Source organism: Mycolicibacterium sphagni, from assembly GCF_002250655.1.
Taxonomy (GTDB): Bacteria; Actinomycetota; Actinomycetes; order Mycobacteriales; family Mycobacteriaceae; genus Mycobacterium; species Mycobacterium sphagni.
This window is the reverse complement of the sequence record NZ_NOZR01000023.1, coordinates 1-17,762: the sequence shown is the minus strand read 5'-3', so window position 1 is coordinate 17,762 and position 17,762 is coordinate 1. Positions and strand designations below refer to the sequence as shown.

Annotated in this window: 17 protein-coding genes; 4 read left to right on the top strand and 13 right to left on the bottom strand. The window is 58.4% G+C overall.

Features of this window, described 5'->3' with window-relative positions; all coding sequences use genetic code 11:
• Window positions 1-299: 299 nt before the first annotated feature.
• The 6 genes from CG716_RS22695 to CG716_RS22675 all read right to left on the bottom strand — a co-directional run bounded on the left by CG716_RS22695 (window position 300) and on the right by CG716_RS22675 (window position 5,701).
• A complete protein-coding gene (locus CG716_RS22695) occupies window positions 300-1,943 on the bottom strand; it encodes a sensor domain-containing protein (RefSeq protein ID WP_165774257.1) in 1,644 nt (547 codons plus the stop codon).
• 602 nt (window positions 1,944-2,545) lie between these two features.
• Window positions 2,546-3,451 carry a hypothetical protein gene (locus CG716_RS22690; RefSeq protein ID WP_234817977.1) on the bottom strand — a complete coding sequence of 302 codons (906 nt, stop codon included), beginning with the start codon at window positions 3,449-3,451 and terminating at the stop codon, window positions 2,546-2,548.
• A gap of 23 nt (window positions 3,452-3,474) precedes the next feature.
• Entirely contained in the window at window positions 3,475-3,810 is a 336-nt protein-coding gene (locus tag CG716_RS22685; RefSeq protein ID WP_094483375.1) for a DUF8820 family protein, read from the bottom strand.
• Between the two features lie 755 nt (window positions 3,811-4,565).
• A complete protein-coding gene (locus CG716_RS30320) occupies window positions 4,566-4,787 on the bottom strand; it encodes a hypothetical protein (RefSeq protein ID WP_165774256.1) in 222 nt (73 codons plus the stop codon).
• A 239-nt stretch (window positions 4,788-5,026) separates the two neighbouring features.
• Complete coding sequence (locus CG716_RS30315; RefSeq protein ID WP_165774255.1) at window positions 5,027-5,320, bottom strand: hypothetical protein; 294 nt, start codon at window positions 5,318-5,320, stop codon at window positions 5,027-5,029.
• Between the two features lie 33 nt (window positions 5,321-5,353).
• Window positions 5,354-5,701, bottom strand: a complete 348-nt coding sequence (locus CG716_RS22675) for a histone-like nucleoid-structuring protein Lsr2 (RefSeq protein ID WP_094483374.1) — start codon at window positions 5,699-5,701, stop codon at window positions 5,354-5,356.
• Between the two features lie 506 nt (window positions 5,702-6,207).
• Here CG716_RS22675 and CG716_RS29955 point away from each other — a divergent pair.
• The gene (locus CG716_RS29955; protein ID WP_133067003.1) at window positions 6,208-7,620 is read left to right on the top strand and encodes a hypothetical protein; all 1,413 of its coding nucleotides are present in this window, start codon (window positions 6,208-6,210) and stop codon (window positions 7,618-7,620) included.
• A gap of 24 nt (window positions 7,621-7,644) precedes the next feature.
• Here the strand turns inward: CG716_RS29955 and CG716_RS22665 are convergent, their stop codons facing one another.
• The 5 genes from CG716_RS22665 to CG716_RS31245 all read right to left on the bottom strand — a co-directional run bounded on the left by CG716_RS22665 (window position 7,645) and on the right by CG716_RS31245 (window position 11,258).
• Complete coding sequence (locus tag CG716_RS22665) at window positions 7,645-8,262, bottom strand: hypothetical protein (protein WP_234817976.1); 618 nt, start codon at window positions 8,260-8,262, stop codon at window positions 7,645-7,647.
• Window positions 8,259-9,920, bottom strand: a complete 1,662-nt coding sequence (locus tag CG716_RS22660) for an Rv0964c family protein (protein ID WP_234817975.1) — start codon at window positions 9,918-9,920, stop codon at window positions 8,259-8,261. The genes CG716_RS22665 and CG716_RS22660 overlap by 4 nt, the downstream gene beginning before the upstream one ends.
• Before the next feature lie 6 nt (window positions 9,921-9,926).
• A complete protein-coding gene (locus CG716_RS22655) occupies window positions 9,927-10,256 on the bottom strand; it encodes a WXG100 family type VII secretion target (RefSeq protein ID WP_094483371.1) in 330 nt (109 codons plus the stop codon).
• An 81-nt stretch (window positions 10,257-10,337) separates the two neighbouring features.
• Entirely contained in the window at window positions 10,338-10,607 is a 270-nt protein-coding gene (locus tag CG716_RS22650) for a DUF3892 domain-containing protein (RefSeq protein ID WP_094483370.1), read from the bottom strand.
• A gap of 222 nt (window positions 10,608-10,829) precedes the next feature.
• The gene (locus CG716_RS31245; protein ID WP_337360776.1) at window positions 10,830-11,258 is read right to left on the bottom strand and encodes a helix-turn-helix domain-containing protein; all 429 of its coding nucleotides are present in this window, start codon (window positions 11,256-11,258) and stop codon (window positions 10,830-10,832) included.
• A gap of 44 nt (window positions 11,259-11,302) precedes the next feature.
• Here CG716_RS31245 and CG716_RS22640 point away from each other — a divergent pair, with 44 nt between their 5' ends.
• Genes CG716_RS22640 through CG716_RS22630 form a run of 3 tightly spaced genes read left to right on the top strand, consistent with a single transcriptional unit; the run spans window position 11,303 to window position 14,784 of the window.
• Entirely contained in the window at window positions 11,303-11,701 is a 399-nt protein-coding gene (locus CG716_RS22640; protein ID WP_234817982.1) for an S-adenosylmethionine decarboxylase, read from the top strand.
• A 3-nt stretch (window positions 11,702-11,704) separates the two neighbouring features.
• Entirely contained in the window at window positions 11,705-12,538 is an 834-nt protein-coding gene (locus tag CG716_RS22635) for a hypothetical protein (RefSeq protein WP_094483368.1), read from the top strand.
• Between the two features lie 38 nt (window positions 12,539-12,576).
• Window positions 12,577-14,784 (top strand): sensor histidine kinase, encoded by a 2,208-nt coding sequence (locus CG716_RS22630; protein WP_094483367.1) that lies wholly within the window; start codon window positions 12,577-12,579, stop codon window positions 14,782-14,784.
• Between the two features lie 89 nt (window positions 14,785-14,873).
• On the opposite strand, the gene CG716_RS29950 is transcribed toward CG716_RS22630, so the two are convergent.
• Together CG716_RS29950 and CG716_RS29945 are read right to left on the bottom strand one after the other, a co-directional pair.
• A complete protein-coding gene (locus CG716_RS29950; protein WP_133067002.1) occupies window positions 14,874-15,173 on the bottom strand; it encodes a hypothetical protein in 300 nt (99 codons plus the stop codon).
• A 104-nt stretch (window positions 15,174-15,277) separates the two neighbouring features.
• Complete coding sequence (locus CG716_RS29945; RefSeq protein WP_133067001.1) at window positions 15,278-17,212, bottom strand: hypothetical protein; 1,935 nt, start codon at window positions 17,210-17,212, stop codon at window positions 15,278-15,280.
• Window positions 17,213-17,762 lie beyond the last annotated feature (550 nt).

Sequence of the window (17,762 nt, the reverse complement as noted above, 5' to 3'; positions counted from 1 at the left end):
ATCAAGTCGCTTGTCCTTCAGCGCTGCCACACCTGGTCACCCTTCGTTGAGCTCGGTTCCATCGGCGCAGAATCTTGTCGACTACAGCATTGAGCCCGTCATGCTACACAGGCGCGGGCATATCGGCCGATGACTATCAGCCCCCACTGGAATTGTGTTGTTCCTCAGAAGCGGCCCTTTGCCTGGAACTGGCTGTGGTCTTCATTTTCCGCTTGCCGCCTTCGTAATCTGGATCGCCTCGCATAGGTTGACAATAGATGCATCGACGAGATCGAGCTGGAGAAAAGTCGCCTCGGCTGTTAGCGCGGCCGACCACTGCGTTTGGCTCGGTACATTGCTTCATCTGCTTCAGAAAGCAGTTGGTCGGCGGTGAACGTGCCACCGGCGGCGACACGACCGATGCTGGCGTAGACGCGCAGCGGGTTGCCATTGATTACGAACGGCGCAGCAAAGATGTCGTTAATCCGGTCGGCAAGATCGTCCAACTCAGTGGCCGAGGACAGTTGCTCACGCACGACGACGAACTCGTCCCCGCCGAGGCGGACGACAGTATCGGTGTGTCGCACCACGGTGGTGAGCCGTATGCCAACTTCACATAATAGGCCGTCGCCAGCGTCATGGCCCAACGTGTCGTTTACATCCTTGAACCGGTCGAGATCGATGAACAGCACTCCGACGGATGTCCCGGTGTTGCGAGCCTCGTCCAGGGCGCGAGTAAGGCGATCCCCGAGGACCGTGCGGTTGGGCAATCCGGTGAGAGGATCGGTGACCGCCAGCTGTTCAAGCTGGGCTGTTGCCGTTTTCTGAGCTGTGATGTCCTGCAGTTGCAGAAGGCAATTAGTGATGGCGTCGGACTCGTCGCGCAATCCGATCACGGTGTACTGGCACCAGACCTCTGTCCCATCTGGCCGAACAAAGCGCCGCTCGCTCTCGTGATAGCCGAGTGATTCGGTCTGCACAATGACAAGAGGGTCGTCCAGACCCCAATCATCGTCCGCGGCGAATTCTCGCAAGGAGTGTCCAAGCAGTTCGTCGACGCTACGGCCCAGGATCCTGGATAGGGCAGGGTTAACCCGCCCCAATGTGCCGTTACGCCGGGGCCACGCGACACCGATGGTGGAGCTGCTCATTGCCAACTCGAAACTGCGCACCGCGGCATCGCGAGCTCGTTCGGCGATCACACGGTCACTGACGTCGCGATACGCCGTGATCATCTGTTGCGGTTTGCGGTTTAGATGAGGAAGGACATGGGCAGTGATCTCGACCCATCGATAGGAGCCGTCGGCGTGCTGCATGCGCACGGTTGGCTTCGGTGGGACATCCGCCGCGGCGCACCAAGACTTGGCCAGCCCAGCGCGATCATCGGGATGGACGAGCCCGATGCAAGCAGTGCCGATGATGAAGTCCGGGTCGACGCCCAGTACCGTGCGCGCGGCAGGCGATACCCACAGGAAGGTGGTGTCAGGCAGCAACTGCCAGGCCACCATGTCGGAGCTGTGTTCGGCAATCATCCGAAAGAGCCGCTCGGAAGCGCGCAATTCCAAAGCCTGTCGTTGCTCGCCCCGCACAGGCCTCACAGCAATCACGACTGCCCAGGGTGCGGGCCCGCTAGCGTGGACCAGCGGCACGGCATCAACGTGTACCCAGGCATAGTAACCAGCTGGATCGCTGCGCGGCCGGTGCACACCGAGGATCCGGCCACGCACCGCGGTCCGCGTACGCAGGGCGATCGCTGCCGGTGCATGCGCGCCCTCAACGAGCTGGCCTAGCTCGTCAACGACCGCCCACCGCGGATCCTGCGACGTCCGGCCGCGCAGCTGGGCCAGGGAAAGCCCTAGAATGTCTTGCGCTCCTGCGGATGCGGCCATGATCTCCCCGACCGCGTTCAAAATGACGATTCCGCCGTCTGATGGCAAGCCGACGAAGCCGGCCGCCGCAGCCATCGCATCTATTGACTCGAACGCGTCCTCAGATGCCACGTGCACAGTTCCCAACATTGCGGGCCCTCATTCCCCTCAGCTTAGGCGGCCGATGGCTGAAGATTCCTAAATCGCCTCCGTCGGTCACGACGAGTTGAGCCAGCGTCGGTGAACCCGTCAATCGGATACTCGGAGACAGTCTCTCGACGGCTTAAATGACAGCCCGTGCGGTGGCTGTTGGGAGGGCACGTCCATGCCGGAGGCGCGCCTTCACTGCCTGCTGCCGGACGCCGGGGCTCTAACGCGTCTAGTAGTTCATCGACTGCTATCGGGCGAGCCAACCCGGATCGGCGAACATATCGCAATCTGTGTGCACTGGCATTCGGTGCAACGTTGAGCGTTCGCGCCCACGAGTTGCGTAAGGAGTCGGTTGGTTCCGGAGGGCTTCATGCTGCTGCTGACACAACTGCAGGCGGGCAACTTTGTCAGTGACTACTGGGAGTTCCGAACCCTCGCTGCCGTCATGGTCCGATAGTTCGGCAGTTGGTGGTGCAGAACCCTGGAACGCGAATGCGACTCGTTTGTCGCGATTACCGCCAGTGGCGCGCACCTCGAGGTGGGCAAGATCATGACCCCCGCGGTGCCTCTCCCTCGTGCTCAATTGATAGCCAGTCGTCGAGCGTGATCCCGAAGGCATAGGCCTGGCAGAGTTCGGCGCTGCGCTGCCGCCCGATCTGCGGATCAACCCACTCGATGAACTCGCGTTCAGGATGGCTGGCGTCACGCATATGGATAAAGTAGTCGTAGCGGCCGTAGTCGGGTTTGCGATCCCGGGCCAACCGTGGCGGCAGTTCCAGCCGATAGAGCGCAGTGCCCCGCACACCGCGGTCCAGTAGTTCGGCGTCGGAGTCGAGCGCCAATTGCTCAAAGGTCAAGTACTGCAGCGCAATCGCCCGACGATCGGCATTGTCGAGGGCAGCGATGTCCTGAACGAGCAGTTCGTGATCGATGACCTGAAAATAGAGCCGCTTATCGAACTCCACGCCGTGCAGAAAGTAGTAGCCGTGGCCGTCGGGCCAGACGACCGCCATCCGCCCGTTGTCGTCGTGGAGCACACCTGGCCGTCCCTCGGCAAACCGCACAAGCGGGCTGGGCACGATGATCGCTATGTGGTCTGCGGCAATGAGCCAGCCAAGACCGTCACGGCAGGCTGCGCGCAGATCTCCGCGCAGCGTCGCAATCGCATCCGCCGAGAGGACGAATACGTCACCCGTCCGAAAGCGCCGCCGTGTCGCTTCCCGCCGCACGGCATGGTCGAACACCAGGTCATGCACCCCAATGACGACGTGACGATCATTGTCGAGATCCTGTATCGCCGTTGCCGCTCTTCGTAGGGACGCATTCGTGAGGCGCATGTCTGCGCCGTGAACGACTGCCAGGCACAGCGCATCATCGAGATTCGATACGACCTCGTACCTGGTGCCCTCGTCAGCACCGTGGGCACGGTAGAAATCGGTGACCAGCTCGATCACCCGGTCATGGTGAAAACGCATCGTTAGTCGGCGACGAACCGGCGCGGTGCAACCGTCGAGCGGATATCGAACTCGGTCTTGCGGACAACCTTCCATGTGCCGGCCGGGACCGTCAGCTCGCGGTGCTGCTGGTGGTTCTTGTGATGCCGAAGCGGGGTTTCGGTAGGCAGGTCAACGAACAGATCGCCGTTCATCGCGACAATTTGCGCGAAGACCTGGTCACTTTCGAGCACGTGATGGTGGCCTGATTCACTATGCCCGACAATGCAACTGGTGACCTGCTCACTTTCACCAGAAGGTACCGTCGCGACGGGAAGCAGCAGGATCTCGCCGTGGCGGATGGGTGTGCGCATAGACATCAAGGGACGACCTTTCGGAACCGGAATCGGAGGAACCGCACGCGTCGCTGGGGATGGAAAACATGGACACGTCGGATCTAGAGATCGTACAATTGTTCGAACCCGATGACAAGGTTTTGGCAACGTTAGTTTACGTAGGTGAGTTGCATATTTTGTTGTGCAGCAACGTCTCTCTTGTGCGCCTGAGTTTCATGGCTAACCCGACGGCCGGCTGAGAGTTCTGTAGCGAGTGTGCAAACTCTCCGGGAGACTCCGCTGCGGGCCGACCAACAACTGAGGGTTCGCGCCAGTGATGCACGGCTGGTCGGTCGACTCGAATGCGGCGGACGCTGTCACCTCGTTACGGGCACGCCCTGCGATCGACCATCCGCAAACACCTGTGATCAACGAACCGTCTAGGGGCCATTCTGTCGCTCTTTGCCTGTTGCCCATAAGCTTTCGCCGGTGTCGCCACGTGACGACTCACCGAGCCAGCGGAGCATGCGTGGGCGGCTTGGCGCTTCGGTGGTGGCGGTCAAGGGCCTCAGCCAAGGCTGGAGACCACACACCCTCCGCGACGACGTTCATTAGGTCGGCGACGAACACGATCAGCATGGCAACTTATGCGAGTCGTCTTGGTGACAGGTGCCCGCTATTGGGCCGACGATCACACCGTCTTGGGCGTGCTCTCGGAGCAGGTCCGAGAGCACGTCCATTCATCCTCGTCCACGGTGGATTACTCGTGGGCGTCGATGCATTGACTCACGAATGGCTATCTATCGAAGATCCTTGCTGCGGTCTCCCGTGTTGCGATGTCGGGGAACCTGCGCATAATGCGTGAATGTGAGGAGATCTATCCGGTCGACGTGAATGCGGACAGCGTTGATGGCGTCCCGGCGCGCAATCAGCGCATGGTCGACCGGGGCGCCGATCTGTGTCTCGCGTTCATCGGACCAGGAGTCCCGCGGATCGATCGACTGCACGACGCGAGCGCGCATCGCCGGGATCCCCGTGATCCAGCATGGTCCCGATGTCGGACCGCAGACGCCCACGCATGCCCTTTGTTGCTCGGCGTGCGAGCATCCCGCCACCGACCACGACAGCACCGGCTGCCACGTCGACGGCTACAGGGATAACTGCGTCTGCCCTGGATATGAAGTTGATCCGATGGATCTGGGTGTAGCCGCGTGTCGCAACGAGACTTCCCACGCTCGAAGTCCTTCAACGCCGTTCAGACCTACGGCTGACGCCGGGGCCAGCCTCGCCGGAAATAAGCTGCTCGCGGATCTGGCTCTTTCGGCGCATTGAATCGCTTGAAGTCGGGGCTTTTGACGATCCACATGACTGCCTCCTGGCGCAGGTAGGCCTCACCGTCACGCCGTTCCCAAAAGGAGCTGTCGTCCTCAGCCGGACCACCAAGGCGCGCAATCTCACCTTGCGAAAACGGTGCCACCGGCGACCAGAAATTGTTGACCAGCCACCGACGAATCTCTTCGTGCAACTGTGGCCACCATTCGCTGATCGTATCCATGCCGACTCTTGATTGACGGTAAGAGCAGAGGCCTCAGTGAGCTGCCTCGAACGCATCCACGATCTCGGCCTTGATTCGTCCGCGGTCCGCCACCTCGTGCCCATTCTTACGAGCCCACTCGCGGATCGCGGCCAGGTGTTCCGGCGACGCCTTTCCGCCAGCAGCGACCTTAAAACGCCGCACTCGGCCGTTGCCGCGAACCTTGGCAGCAGCATCAACGTACGGCTTTAAAGCTTTATCCAACTTCGCAACGTTCGCTGACGAAAGATCAATGTGATAGTCGATGCCGCGGTACGAAAACTCGATGCGCTCACCAGCACCTTCCGCGATCTCTGTCCCGTCAATGTCGTCGATCAATTGTCGCACAATGCGTTCGGCCATATCAATTCTCCTCCGTCATAACCCGACTTACGGCAACCCTACCGCTGTGGCGGCCGAGATCATCGAAGATGAGACCAAGAACCTTTCCGTCGCAGAGAATACCCTGTGCAAGGCAAGCCCAACATGGGCGCCCCGCATCGCACAGATACCTCTATCAATAGACACGAATCGAAAATGTGCTGGCCAACAGGCTACTTCGAGCCTCAGGTGGCATAACAGCGCGATCTTCACCTCAGAAGGGCACATCCAGCCGGGCCAGATGAATTCGTCTCTGAGAGAGCGCCGGGACGTGAGTTCTTTGCAACGTTCCGTAGTACTTGTAGTTGGGCGACCACCCTTCTTCGGATACCATGTCCAACCAGAGAATTACTCTCTACCTCGTGTCATATGGTCGGGGGTTCATCCGCGTGCCAACGCAGGCTACCGCTTCGTCTAATTCTCCCTCCGACCAAGGCCGTGGGAAAGCAGTGTCGCCTTCATGCGCAGAACGGTACGAAAAAACAATCTTGAAGCTGAAGGCCGGGTTGAAGACAACACTCACGGTTAGCAGCCTCGTAGTAGCCGCAGCTCTTGGCGCCTGGCTGGTGATGCTGGGCCTCGGTATCTTTCCCTGGAAGGTCGGCTTAATCGAGCCAGTGATTGGACAATCGGACGACAGTAAGCAGCATTCAGCTTCCAACGCAGCATCAACAACGCCAGCGTCACAAACCATCAGCGTCACGATTCCCTTTAACCCAGAACACCCCAGTAACCATGACGAACGAACATTTGATATTGCTATTCCCGACACCACGTTTGACCAACTCAAGCCTGCGCACGAGGCCGGGCTAACAGCGCCGAGGGCTGCCTTGGTTGCGGCAGGCATGACTATTTTTGTTGCGATCGTGGCTCTCAGCGGTGTGTGGAAGACTGTTCACGACAAATGGACAAATGATCGAATAAACGATATATGGAGTCGATTCATCTGGTTGGCCGACCCTGAGCGAGTGGATTTCTTGCCAGACGAGCACCGAAAGGACATCTTTCGGTATCTCATACGGAATGCGCAGCGGCTACACGATGACGACCTCAAGAGAGTCGTTGAACATTGGGCCAGCGAACAAGTCGACAGCGCCTACGATAAGTTGCGAAATGCAGCAGCAAATGCGATTACGGTACTCGCGACTATCCGTGCGGACAAATCGGCCTCGGACGACGAGATACGACAGAAGTTGGGCAGTGTTGAGGGCGAACTTTCCAATGTCCTGACACCACCGGTTACTCAACGCACGGCCGATAATCAGCGAATCGCTCAAACAGGCACGACACCGCCACCTGCTTCGCCGTTGGTAGCACCACCGACTGCAACGAAAACGACTCCTGCCGAATCGCCCGTGTCGGAACTGATCAAGCCGATGGATGTTACGGCTGCGAAACAGCTGGCGGCCGCTGAACCAGAGCTGCTGAGGCTTCAGACCGCCGCCGAAGGGCAACTTCAGGCCGCCCTTGCGGTAATAGCAGCTTCGATGAGCAAGGGCCTCAAAGATCACGCCAAAACGGCCTCTTATCAACAGCTCCCGACGACCACTCGCCTTGTTGAAGCCAACAAGTACCAAGCATTTCGCCAAGACTGGGAGGCGGCAATTAACGAACTCCGCGATCAGCTAATTAATGTTGGCGCTCGGGAGATCCGTTGGCGCAGCGAACGACCTATATCTAAAGCAGTATCCAATTACCTGGCAGGTCGTCTCGCACAGTTCGACGATATCTTGAAGATCCACGGCTACTACGTCGGTCCGAACGACGGCATCAACCCGGACGAACTATTCCAATCGGAATCTCTCGATGACGTGGAGCGAGAGTTGAACGCTCTTTTCCGAGCAGAATACGATGCGCAGAAGGCCGAAGGTCTTGCCCGGGTCAATCCGCTATGGGATTGAGCCGCGAATAGTTGCCCCGAGTGCCTACTGCTGGGGCGCCTGCTGTATGAGCGACGGCTTCGTGACCCTATTGCTCTTAAGGTTTCCTGAAAAGCACGGCGACGATCCAACCAGTGACGGCGGGAACTTGGGATCTGGACGTGCCTCGATTTGCAAGATGTAGCCATCGGGCCCATAGCCGAAGCGGTTGGGTTTAGTGAATCCGTCGCGCTCAATGACCTTCCAGCCCCACTGTTTCCAGATGTCGCCAGTCTGGCTGATGATTGCGTTGAAGTCGGTGCCCGGCGGGAGGTTCATGTCTCGCCAGTCCTCGACATGGACCGGCGCGTCCGGGCCGCTGGGGTTGTCCTCGCAGTAGGCAGTGCCGTCACCCACGATGTAGCGCGTGCCGTCGAGGCTCGTGCCCTTCGGCAGTGCGTCGACCGTCTTCTGCAGATAGGCAGTCAACGTGTCCTGCGCCTCCTGCTGGCTCGTCGGAATCTTCGGTGAGGCAGGAACAGGTATTGACTCCATGGGGCCTCCTGGAATGGCAGTAGCACCGGTCGGCGAGGGCGGTCCGAGTGAAGGCGACGACGAGCAGGCCACCAGCGCCGCGGCGACCAGCACTAGCGCGGCAGCAGTGGAGGCGTGCCAGGCGGTCATGGGGTAAACCTTGGCGGGGTGACGTTCGTTTGGCCGGCAATAATGCGCCCCATGTTATCGAGCGCCGGGTTACCGGCGCTCCAATAACTGCTGTGCGCGTCGATAGTCGGCAGACCCAACGGCCCGGCAGGACCTGGAGCGGCCTCGAACGGGATGCCTCCGAAGCTCGACGACATAGGGTCGGCGCCCAGCGTGGCGTAGGTGGCGATACCGATGATGTCGTTCTGGGCGCGGGTGGCGAAGACGTGCGCGCCGGGTGCGAGGCTGAGGTCGCTAGCATGTCCAGCCAGCACGCCGGGGCTACCCACTGCGACAACATTATTCGCATCGAGCGTGTGGCCGTCGAGCCCAGCCGCGCCGACCAACGTTGACCCGTAGCTATGTCCGATCACCGTGTTGATCGATGCGCCGCCGGTGGCCATATCGTTGTGCGAGGCACGCAAGCCGGCCTGGAAGTCATCAAGGGCCTGGGCACCGTTATGGGCGTAGCTCGTCGATGGCGCATCGGTAATGACGCTCATCGGACGGTCATAGCCCATCCATGTCGTCACCGAAACATCGCCTGGCTTCAGAGTCGGGTCGGCGCGCAGGGCAGATTGGAGCATCTGCTGCGACTTGCTGGTGCTGAATTCAAGCCGGCTCAAGTCCTGGCCGGTACCCGGGACGAAGGTAGCGGTCCGCCTGGCGGTATCCGGGTTGTTGATGGCAATAGCGGCGTGGCCCTTGTCATCGAGGAGGCCCAGCAGTCGCGGCAGTCCGTCTGGTGAGTTAAGTCCCTGACGCACCTGCGAGTACTCGGACTGATGCTGATTCGCACTGTCCCACTGGGCTTTCCAATCTTTATATTCGTCCGACAGCAGGAAGGGCGCATCACCTCGTGCCCAATCGGGATGTGCGGCCCGAAGCCTGTCGAGGTTCGCTTGGTTCGTCTGCTGAAGGTCGTCCAGATGCAACCGGTTGTAGTAGTCCTTGCCACCTCCGTTCGCATCTTGGTCCCAATTCATGCCCGGGTGATTGCCAATGTTGTGATCGCGGCTGTACAGCAAGTCGCGGTCCTCCTTGGACAACTTCTCCCATAAGTCGTGGAACTGCTTGGGGTCGTCCGGCAGCGGACCGCCGTTGAGGACGTCCTGGACTTCGGGGTCACTGGCATGCAGCGTTGGCGGGATCGGCGTCTTGCCGCTCGCCATATTGATGGCGTTCGCCAGTGCGATGTCGACCATGTTGGCCTCGGCGACAATTTTGTCCAGCCGCGGCTGCAGCTGCATCTCTATGAGTTCCGCTTCCATCGGGTTACGAACCGATGGCCCCGGCACGACGGTGCCCGCTACCGGGTCGATCTCCATGCCGAGCGATGCGGCGTCGCCCTTCAGCGTGGCCAGCTCGGACTTGATGCGCTCGATCTCGTCGGCGGCATTGCGGGCAGCGGTGGCGACGACGAGTGCTTCGTCACTGTGGGCGTCGAGATCCTGGCGTGTTTTGCCGATCGCGTCGTTGGCAGCGTCGGCAGCGTGACCGCCCCATGTCTCGAAGGCTGGCAATGTTGCAAGGCCATCGGCAGCATCTTTGGCTGCCTGCGCGCGACTCGACGCGGCGTGGAACACCTCGCGCACATCGCCGGCGTTCCAGCGCTCGATATCGAGGACGGTCAATGTCACCAGGGCTCACATTTTCGTCTGGCTGGCGATGGCGTTCGCTGCCTGCGCTGGTTGTTCCAACGCCTGGCTGTTCTGGTGCTCCATTTCGGTGAAACCGAGCGCGCTGGCATGCAGGCCTTGAGCGTGATCGCTTAGGCGCGTGACGAGGGCGCTGGTGGTCGCCACCCACTGCTCGGATAACAGCGCCATCGCGGCGGCCGAAGCGCCTTGCCAACCTGCTTGGGCGGCGTCGATCCGGCCGGCCGCTGCTGCATGTTTGGCCGCGACGTTCTCGACGTGGCCGGTGACCGCAATGCCTGATGCGGCCAAATGCTCGATGTTGACCCGAAGCGACATCTCGTCCCCCTTCAGACCTGCTGGTTTATGGATACCAGTGACGGCAGAGGGGTGCCAGTCACCCTCCGGGTGTCACTTGAATTAGAACGTTGGCAGGGAAAGAAGGTTGTCGTCCCAGTAGCCGTCGGCATGGGTACGCAGGTATTTCACACCGTTGACCTCGAAGACGGCGACCTCCGACTGGTGGTTTGCGCCTTGGACAAAAGCCGTATTGCCGAGCTCCAGTAGGAGAACCATCTCCTCACGGGTGCAGGTCGCGACGGCACCACTTCGGTATTGAACCGCAGCGATATGGGTGTATTCGCGGCTGGCGGGCGGTGACATTCGCCGCGCGATTATTTGATAGCGCATCCGACAAGCTCCGTTTCTGCTGATAGTTCACCTTTCGGTACCGGTTTAGCAGTAACCACCGACAAGTTTCGGCCCTTGCGTCCGAACCAAGCGCGACGTACTTCGGATATACGCGTAGCTATCGCTCGGTTGTACGGAAGCTGAACGCTCGCGCGGGCGAAACGACGCAGCGTGGTCCTGGCGTGGTCCTGGTCCTTGATCAACGCAGGTACCGCAAGTCGCTCAATCGATAGGGGCCGGCAATCCGCTTACCAGGACTCCTGCATCGATCTTTAGACCTTTGGCGATCTTTAGAATGTTGTGCAGCGTCAGGTTCCGCCGTCCCCGCTCGACCTGGCCCAGGTAGGTCCAATGCAGTCCGATGGACTCGGCAGCTTTCTCCTGACTGAGCCCGAGTTCATTGCGCCGCTGCACCACCCGACGACCAAATTCTCGGGTCGCATCCGAGATCGGCGACTGGGACGGCGCAGGCATGCCCCCAAGCCCATAGGTAGCATGACTATCAATCCAGAGACAATGAATCCCGATACTTTGAATCCTGGTATATTTGCCGTACCAGCGGGCGGGCAAAAGGGCGGATTCGTCGCCCCGGCGCGACCAACGGCCGTCCTGCCATCCACTTGGCCGTTTGCCAGAGACCGGAGGGGTCATCAGAGTGTTCCGGCGTCGTTTGCAATGGAGACGGTTTGACCGACGTGACCCTCGGTAAGGCGAGGGCAACCAACGCGCCAATTGGCTTCTCTCTGAGCCAGTTTCGCGATTTGGCTCCATCGATTCACCGCCAACGCCTGGTGATCGAGGGCTATCCAAAAGCGCCGATCACCGACGACGACATAAAGCAGTTCCTTTCCCAGCTGTCGACCAAGCTCGATATGAAGGAACTCATCGAGCCGGTGACGCACCGCAGCGAAACCTACGGCTGGGCCGGCTGGATCCACTGGGAAACGTCAGGCGCGCACTTCTATGCCTGGGAGCAGCCATTGCTCTTCTTCAGTGTCGACATCTACACCTGCAAGCCGTTCGACCCACAGGTGGCCGTCGACTTCACCGGCGACTATTTCAGCGCCTCCCAGATAGCCGCCAGGGGATCGTGAACAATGGACAGCGGCCCTGATATCCCACGCGCTCCTGCCCACGCCAGCTACGAGTTGGATCAGCACGAACTGGACCATCTAACACGGAGCCTTATTGCAGCCTATCCACTTGCCGTACCGGCGGATACTCAACCGTACGTCTGTTACCGCGTTGACGGCGGCAGCAGGTTCGCGAATATCGGCCGCCATATCGAGCGAGAAGTCTTTGACGAGCATTTCGGTAACGACTCGGCTGTCATGAATCGCGAGTATGGGCCGTACGACGTGCCCGGCGCATCCACGTTCTTCATATCAGTGGACAGGGCGAAAGGAGCGCCAACTGGGGTCATGCGCATGATCCAGAACAACGCAGCGGGATTTAAGACGCTGAATGACCTCTCGGACCCTCGAAAATCATCCCAGACAATAGCATCAGAACAGATCTTTTCGTATTACGGGATCACGGACCCAGCTACATGTTGGGACGGGGCGACGATCGCGGTTCGGAAAATCTATCGTGGCACCGGCAAGTATGTCGGGATCATGCGATACCTCACCAGGTCGTCCTATCTGTACGGCATGGAAAACGGCCTGCATCACGTGTTTACGATTCTGGACAAACGATTCAAAGACCAGGCCACAAAATATCTTGGGATTCCGTACACACCCCTTGCCGGCCTCGAAGCAATGGAATACCTCGGCTCACAGCAGAGCTATCCGATGTACTGTTACTACCCGGAATTCGCCGACAGAATGTCCGGGTTACGGATGCTGACACCTCGCCGATTGGCTGCACGGCGAGCGATTCAAAGTTTGAAAGACGACTCCGAGGACGAGTTCCTTCGCGTCGGCGAATAATCTGTCATTAATGCGCCGCATGCGTTATCCTAAAAAGGATGGATCTTTTCATCCTTATTGCAACATTTTTCGCGAATTTCATGCTAGGACTCTTAGTTCTCCTGCGAGATGCTAAGAGCGGCATGGCGCGTAGTTTTATCTTGCTGTGCGTGTTTATCGATATTTGGCTTGTCGCCAATTTCATCACGAACCACGCGCTCGATATAGCTATAAACGTGGCCGCGAACAAGCTTGCGTTCGTCAGCGCCTACAGCATCCTTCTGAGCGCAGTGTTGTTCACTTTCTTCTTTCCACATCGGCGGGACATATCGCGACGTCGCGCCTGGGTCCTTAGCTCAGTCGCGGTCATCGCGCTCCTCTTCTCGGCGACTGACGCAGTGACGGGAACGGTCATTCAGCAACCTGGCGGTGTCCTTGATTTTTCAGTCGGCCCCTTGTTGTGGCTGTACGTGGTGGGGGCGCTGTTCTTTTTCGGATTCATTGCGTGGAATCTCAGCGCTCGGCACGACCGGGACAAGAGGGAAAGTGCCCAGGCACACAGCGTTCTCGTCGCCTTTCTGCTCACCGCGGCCCTGGTGATGATCACCAACGGACTACTGCCGCTCGTCGGCCTTGGTTGGGGTGCAACGCGCTTCAGCCCACTCGCCACTGTGATCCTGGTTGGCGCGATCAGCTACCTGATCGCGCGCCGCGGCCTATTCGATATCCGATCGGCGACCGTCAGGACACTCAGCTACGCCGCCAGCTTGCTGACCCTGTCCGTCGTCTTCTACTCCATCGCCTATCTGATATCGGCGACGGTGCTCAACGGCGACATCACCAAGGTCGTCGACGTCAACCCCATCGCCATCATTCTCGTCGTCGGGTTCGCGTTTGCACTCGCTTTCCAACCGACCAAGCGCTTCTTCGACACGGTCACCGACGGCATCTTTTATCGCGACCAATACAAAGTCGAGGACTTCTTCGCTCGGTTCGGAGAGGTGTTGACCACCACCGATGATCTTCGCAATCTCCTCCAAAGTGCCGCAACAGAACTCGCAACGACATTGAAGCTGGACCAAGTATTTTTCTGGCTTCACCCCGAAGAAGGCGTTATTGAGCGCCACCTCGCGGCCGGCACTCCGGGCCACCCGACGTTGACGTCCCGTGATATCGCAATGTTGGACGACTATGCGGCCGGTGCATCGACAAGCCTCGTCAACCCCGAGTTGCTCGGCGATCAGCACCGAGCACTCCGGAAGCTCCTCCATCAGAACGGAATTGCTGTCGTCATGCCGCTGCGGCATAGAGACACGACCTTTGGCTATGTCGCACTCGGCAACCGGCTCAGTGGAACCTACACCGATCGTGACCGTGACACGCTCGCCGGCGCTACCAACGAACTCGTCATCGCCATCCAGAACGCGTTGTCTCTTCGCGAGGTGAAAGCGATCAACGCCACGCTCGAAGAACGTATTGCCCTTGCAACGAAACAACTTCGGCGCTCCAATGCCAAGCTCCGACACCTCGACGAGGTCAAAGACGAGTTCATGAGCATGGCTAGCCACCAGTTACGAACACCATTGGCCGGCGTCAAGGGCAATCTCAGTATGGTGCTGGAAGGCGATATGGGTCCGTTGTTCCCGAAGCAAGAGCAGGTACTACGACAGGCCTTCACCTCAAGCGACCGTATGGCCGGACTGGTCTCCGACTTCTTGAACGTCTCGCGCATCCAGACCGGCAAGTTCGTGATTGAAAAGGCTCCGTTCGACCTTCACGCGGCCGTTAAGGAGGAGATTGACCTGCTGAAACCGATCGCAGCCACGCACCAGATGACGTTGCAGTTCAACGTAGATGGAGATGACTTCGCCGTCACCGCCGACGAATCGAAACTCCGTCAAGTCGTGATGAACTTCGTCGACAACGCCATCTATTACTCGCACCCCAACAGCACCATCACTATCAATCTCGTCAGGACCAAAGGCGCCGCGATGCTGACCGTCGTCGATACAGGGATCGGCGTTCCCAAAGCAGAGCAAGCACGGCTGTTCAAGAAGTTCTTTAGAGCGAAAAATGCACGCACCCAGCGGCCAGACGGCACGGGCGTTGGTCTCTTTCTGGCCCAAAAGGTCATCGCCTCGCATCACGGATCACTCATCTTCCACTCCGAGGAGAATAAAGGCAGCACGTTTGGATTTCGCCTACCGACGCATCCCCATGTGGCGGGGCATACCATCGAGCGTGGTAGTGCTAGCACTAGGGAGTGAAGCGTACAACGCTCAAGCCCCTAGACTCCGCAACCGAGAATCATAGCGAGGTCGCCGGCTGCCTCAGGTAAGCTCAAATTAAGGGACGATCACGATTCATTTTCGACTACACCAAGGCGGACTGTAACACTGCCGATCCGCCTCAGCGCTTCACGTTCCCTACGGTATCGGGAGAGAACCTCGCCACGAGAAAAAGTGCGGTCGGTCTGATCTATAAACGCAGACGCACCTCCGCCAATGACAATTGTTGACGCCTTTGGAGCCACGGCCTCCACCGAAGCTTCGTAGATTACGTCCCCCGGAGTGTCGTCATACACGTGTTCGAAGTATCGTTGAATATTCAAATGCTCACTATCGGCGCCGCGGTCGCTCTGCTTATCCAGGCCCACGCGATCCTCCTTTCGATGCGCCGCGGATCCACTATCGAATACGCGACATCGTGATTAAAATATACCACATCCATATTCGGCTATTCAAGGCACCGCCTTGAAGATCACAGCTCCGAGGTTCTCCTCCTTTCCGATTCCCACCTGAGCGCGCCAATGAAACGGGCCGCGCGTGCTGTGAGCAATGCAACACAGAGAATCACATTGGAAAGCGAGCTAAGCGTCGCAAAAGAAAGCAAGAGGTCCGAGGACTCTACCAACCGTGGAACAATTCCGGGGATGCCGCCATGAAGCTCGAACGGCTTTGATCTGGCCACATTCACAAAGCATGCGATAAGCAATAGCAACGGATTTACAATTCCCCAGCATGCACACACCATCACGACCAACGATGCTCGGTCGAAGGTGCTGCGCCTAAGCTGACTTAATACCCATGCAGATATCACTGGCGGTAGACCGAATACGGTGACCGTCCACCATCTGTCGGAAACCCCGCTAGCAAAGCTAGGCGGCCAAAACGATAAGAGCGTCGAAATGATAAGGGAGTACGAAGCTACAACCACGGTTGGCAATAAAATGCCTGGTGGCCGTTCGCGAGCGTCCACATAAAGAGTCGGAATAGTGGGAATAAGAACGCTGGGCGCCGGCGGTTTTGAATTTGCGTCCCTAGGTTTTGGAGAAATCGCAATTTTTGCATAGTCACGGAGGTATACGTTTAGTCGGTTCGATCCAACACCCGACAGTCGCGCGTGGGGTTGCGAATCTCCAAACCAGCTAATCGCTACATCCTTGAGTGCTTCGCGTCGGGAACTAGGACCGTCGAGACGCGAACTACTACTCTCAAAATCGATCTGCGACTTCCCTTCAGACGCCAGCGAAGCGCGTGCACGTCCCTTTTTGCTAAACCAGCGACGATGTTCAGAGGGGTGCGGAACGATCCCGGCGGCATACACATAACAGCCCTCTGGAAGTAAATAAGAGAAATGCCAGCTCCGAGATTCCAGCGCGCCATACATAGGGAGGACGAGCTCTCGTGCTGCAAGACCAAAAAGTCCGGTCCTGATCTTCTCGGCGATCGTTCGACTAGTTGGAACGGGCAACGAGTATTTGCATTCTACCCGCGCCCACGTTGAATCACCGGCGACGGTCCATATAGGTGAGTGCTTGAGTCCGAGGCTGATCCAGATGGGGCGGTACGAGCACATATCCTCGAGCATTCGCATGAATCGATGCACATCGGACTTGGAATTGTCTAACGCATTCAGCAGTCTCCGCAGCTCGGATAAAACATCGTGTGGGTACATCGGGATTTTAGTTGTGCGGAAGCGCACGGGCTCTTCGGGCCATTGTGAGTGATCAGAAAGGACCATTTCCAGTGCAGTTACGAATACCCTATTGGCCTGCTCGGAAGTTGAGAGGCCTGCGTACTGAGATTCCAGTATCTGCAACGTCAGCGCCTTACCCTCTTCGGAATGCAGGGTCGTCCATTTCGATCCGTTTAATAGGACCTGGAAGTCCTGGAGGATACGGTCCTTCCGGTACCGCGCGACACACACTATTAGCTCTTCATCGGGCGGACCGAAATGATCGATCCTGCGCACTGCATCAAAAGTCGCGCACGACGAATCGACCGAGACCCTCAGGCGGCCACGTGGGGAAATATCTGCGGGATGTTCCAGGCTGAGACGAGCCGTGGCTCCTGATCCACCGGGAAACCTCAGATCGGCTATGAGATTCAGTTCATCAATAAGATCGGGGAAAGACTGGTGACTTCCGCGAGAAGACACATTCAAAGAACCTAGGTCGAGCCGCATGCTATCGGGAGGTATCATGCGGCTTCGGATCTTAGTGACATCTAGCCTGATCGTAATAACAATGAACGCTGCGATAGCGATGAGTACTATCATCGCAAATACCAGTCCATGCCGGCTAATTACCGCCATGAGTGCAATCGATATCGTATGCACATGCGTGGCGTCCCGGCGGAAGATCGCGACCGCCACCAGGATCGCGCTAAGAGCGCATCCGATCAGGATCAGCATGCGACGCATTATTTGTGGCCCCCGTAGCCCTCGTAACGTCTACGCATTCACGCATAGCGCACCCGTGTTGTCAACAACAACGAGTCAATACCCCAGAGAGCTGCCACAAGTCGAATCCAGAGATCAATCAGAAGAGTGAATCAGCTCTCAAGTTGGCGACAAAGGCCCACCGTAGCTGCTTGCGCGATAGCCCAGAACAACCAAACCGCGGCAGGGATCTCGGTGTCGATGACAGAATTGATGTTCACGCATCTGCACGATCTTTTTACCAGTAGAGGAGATATTCGGTGAGTGACATCGACATACTCACTGACCGAGTAGACCGCCTTCGAAGACTCCATCTACACGCGCTCGCGGCGTACCACGCGCTTGAGGAGCTCTTGAAATCGACAGCACCGAACATCGTGGGTGACGTGCAGGCTCGGCGGCAAGCGCAAGCCCATCAGCAGTACGCAGGTTTCATATCAACGGTTGGGTCTGCTGCACGAATAGGTGACATCTGAGTTGGCTTGCCCCGTGGGGGCGGGCTGAGAGGATGTCAGTATGCCCA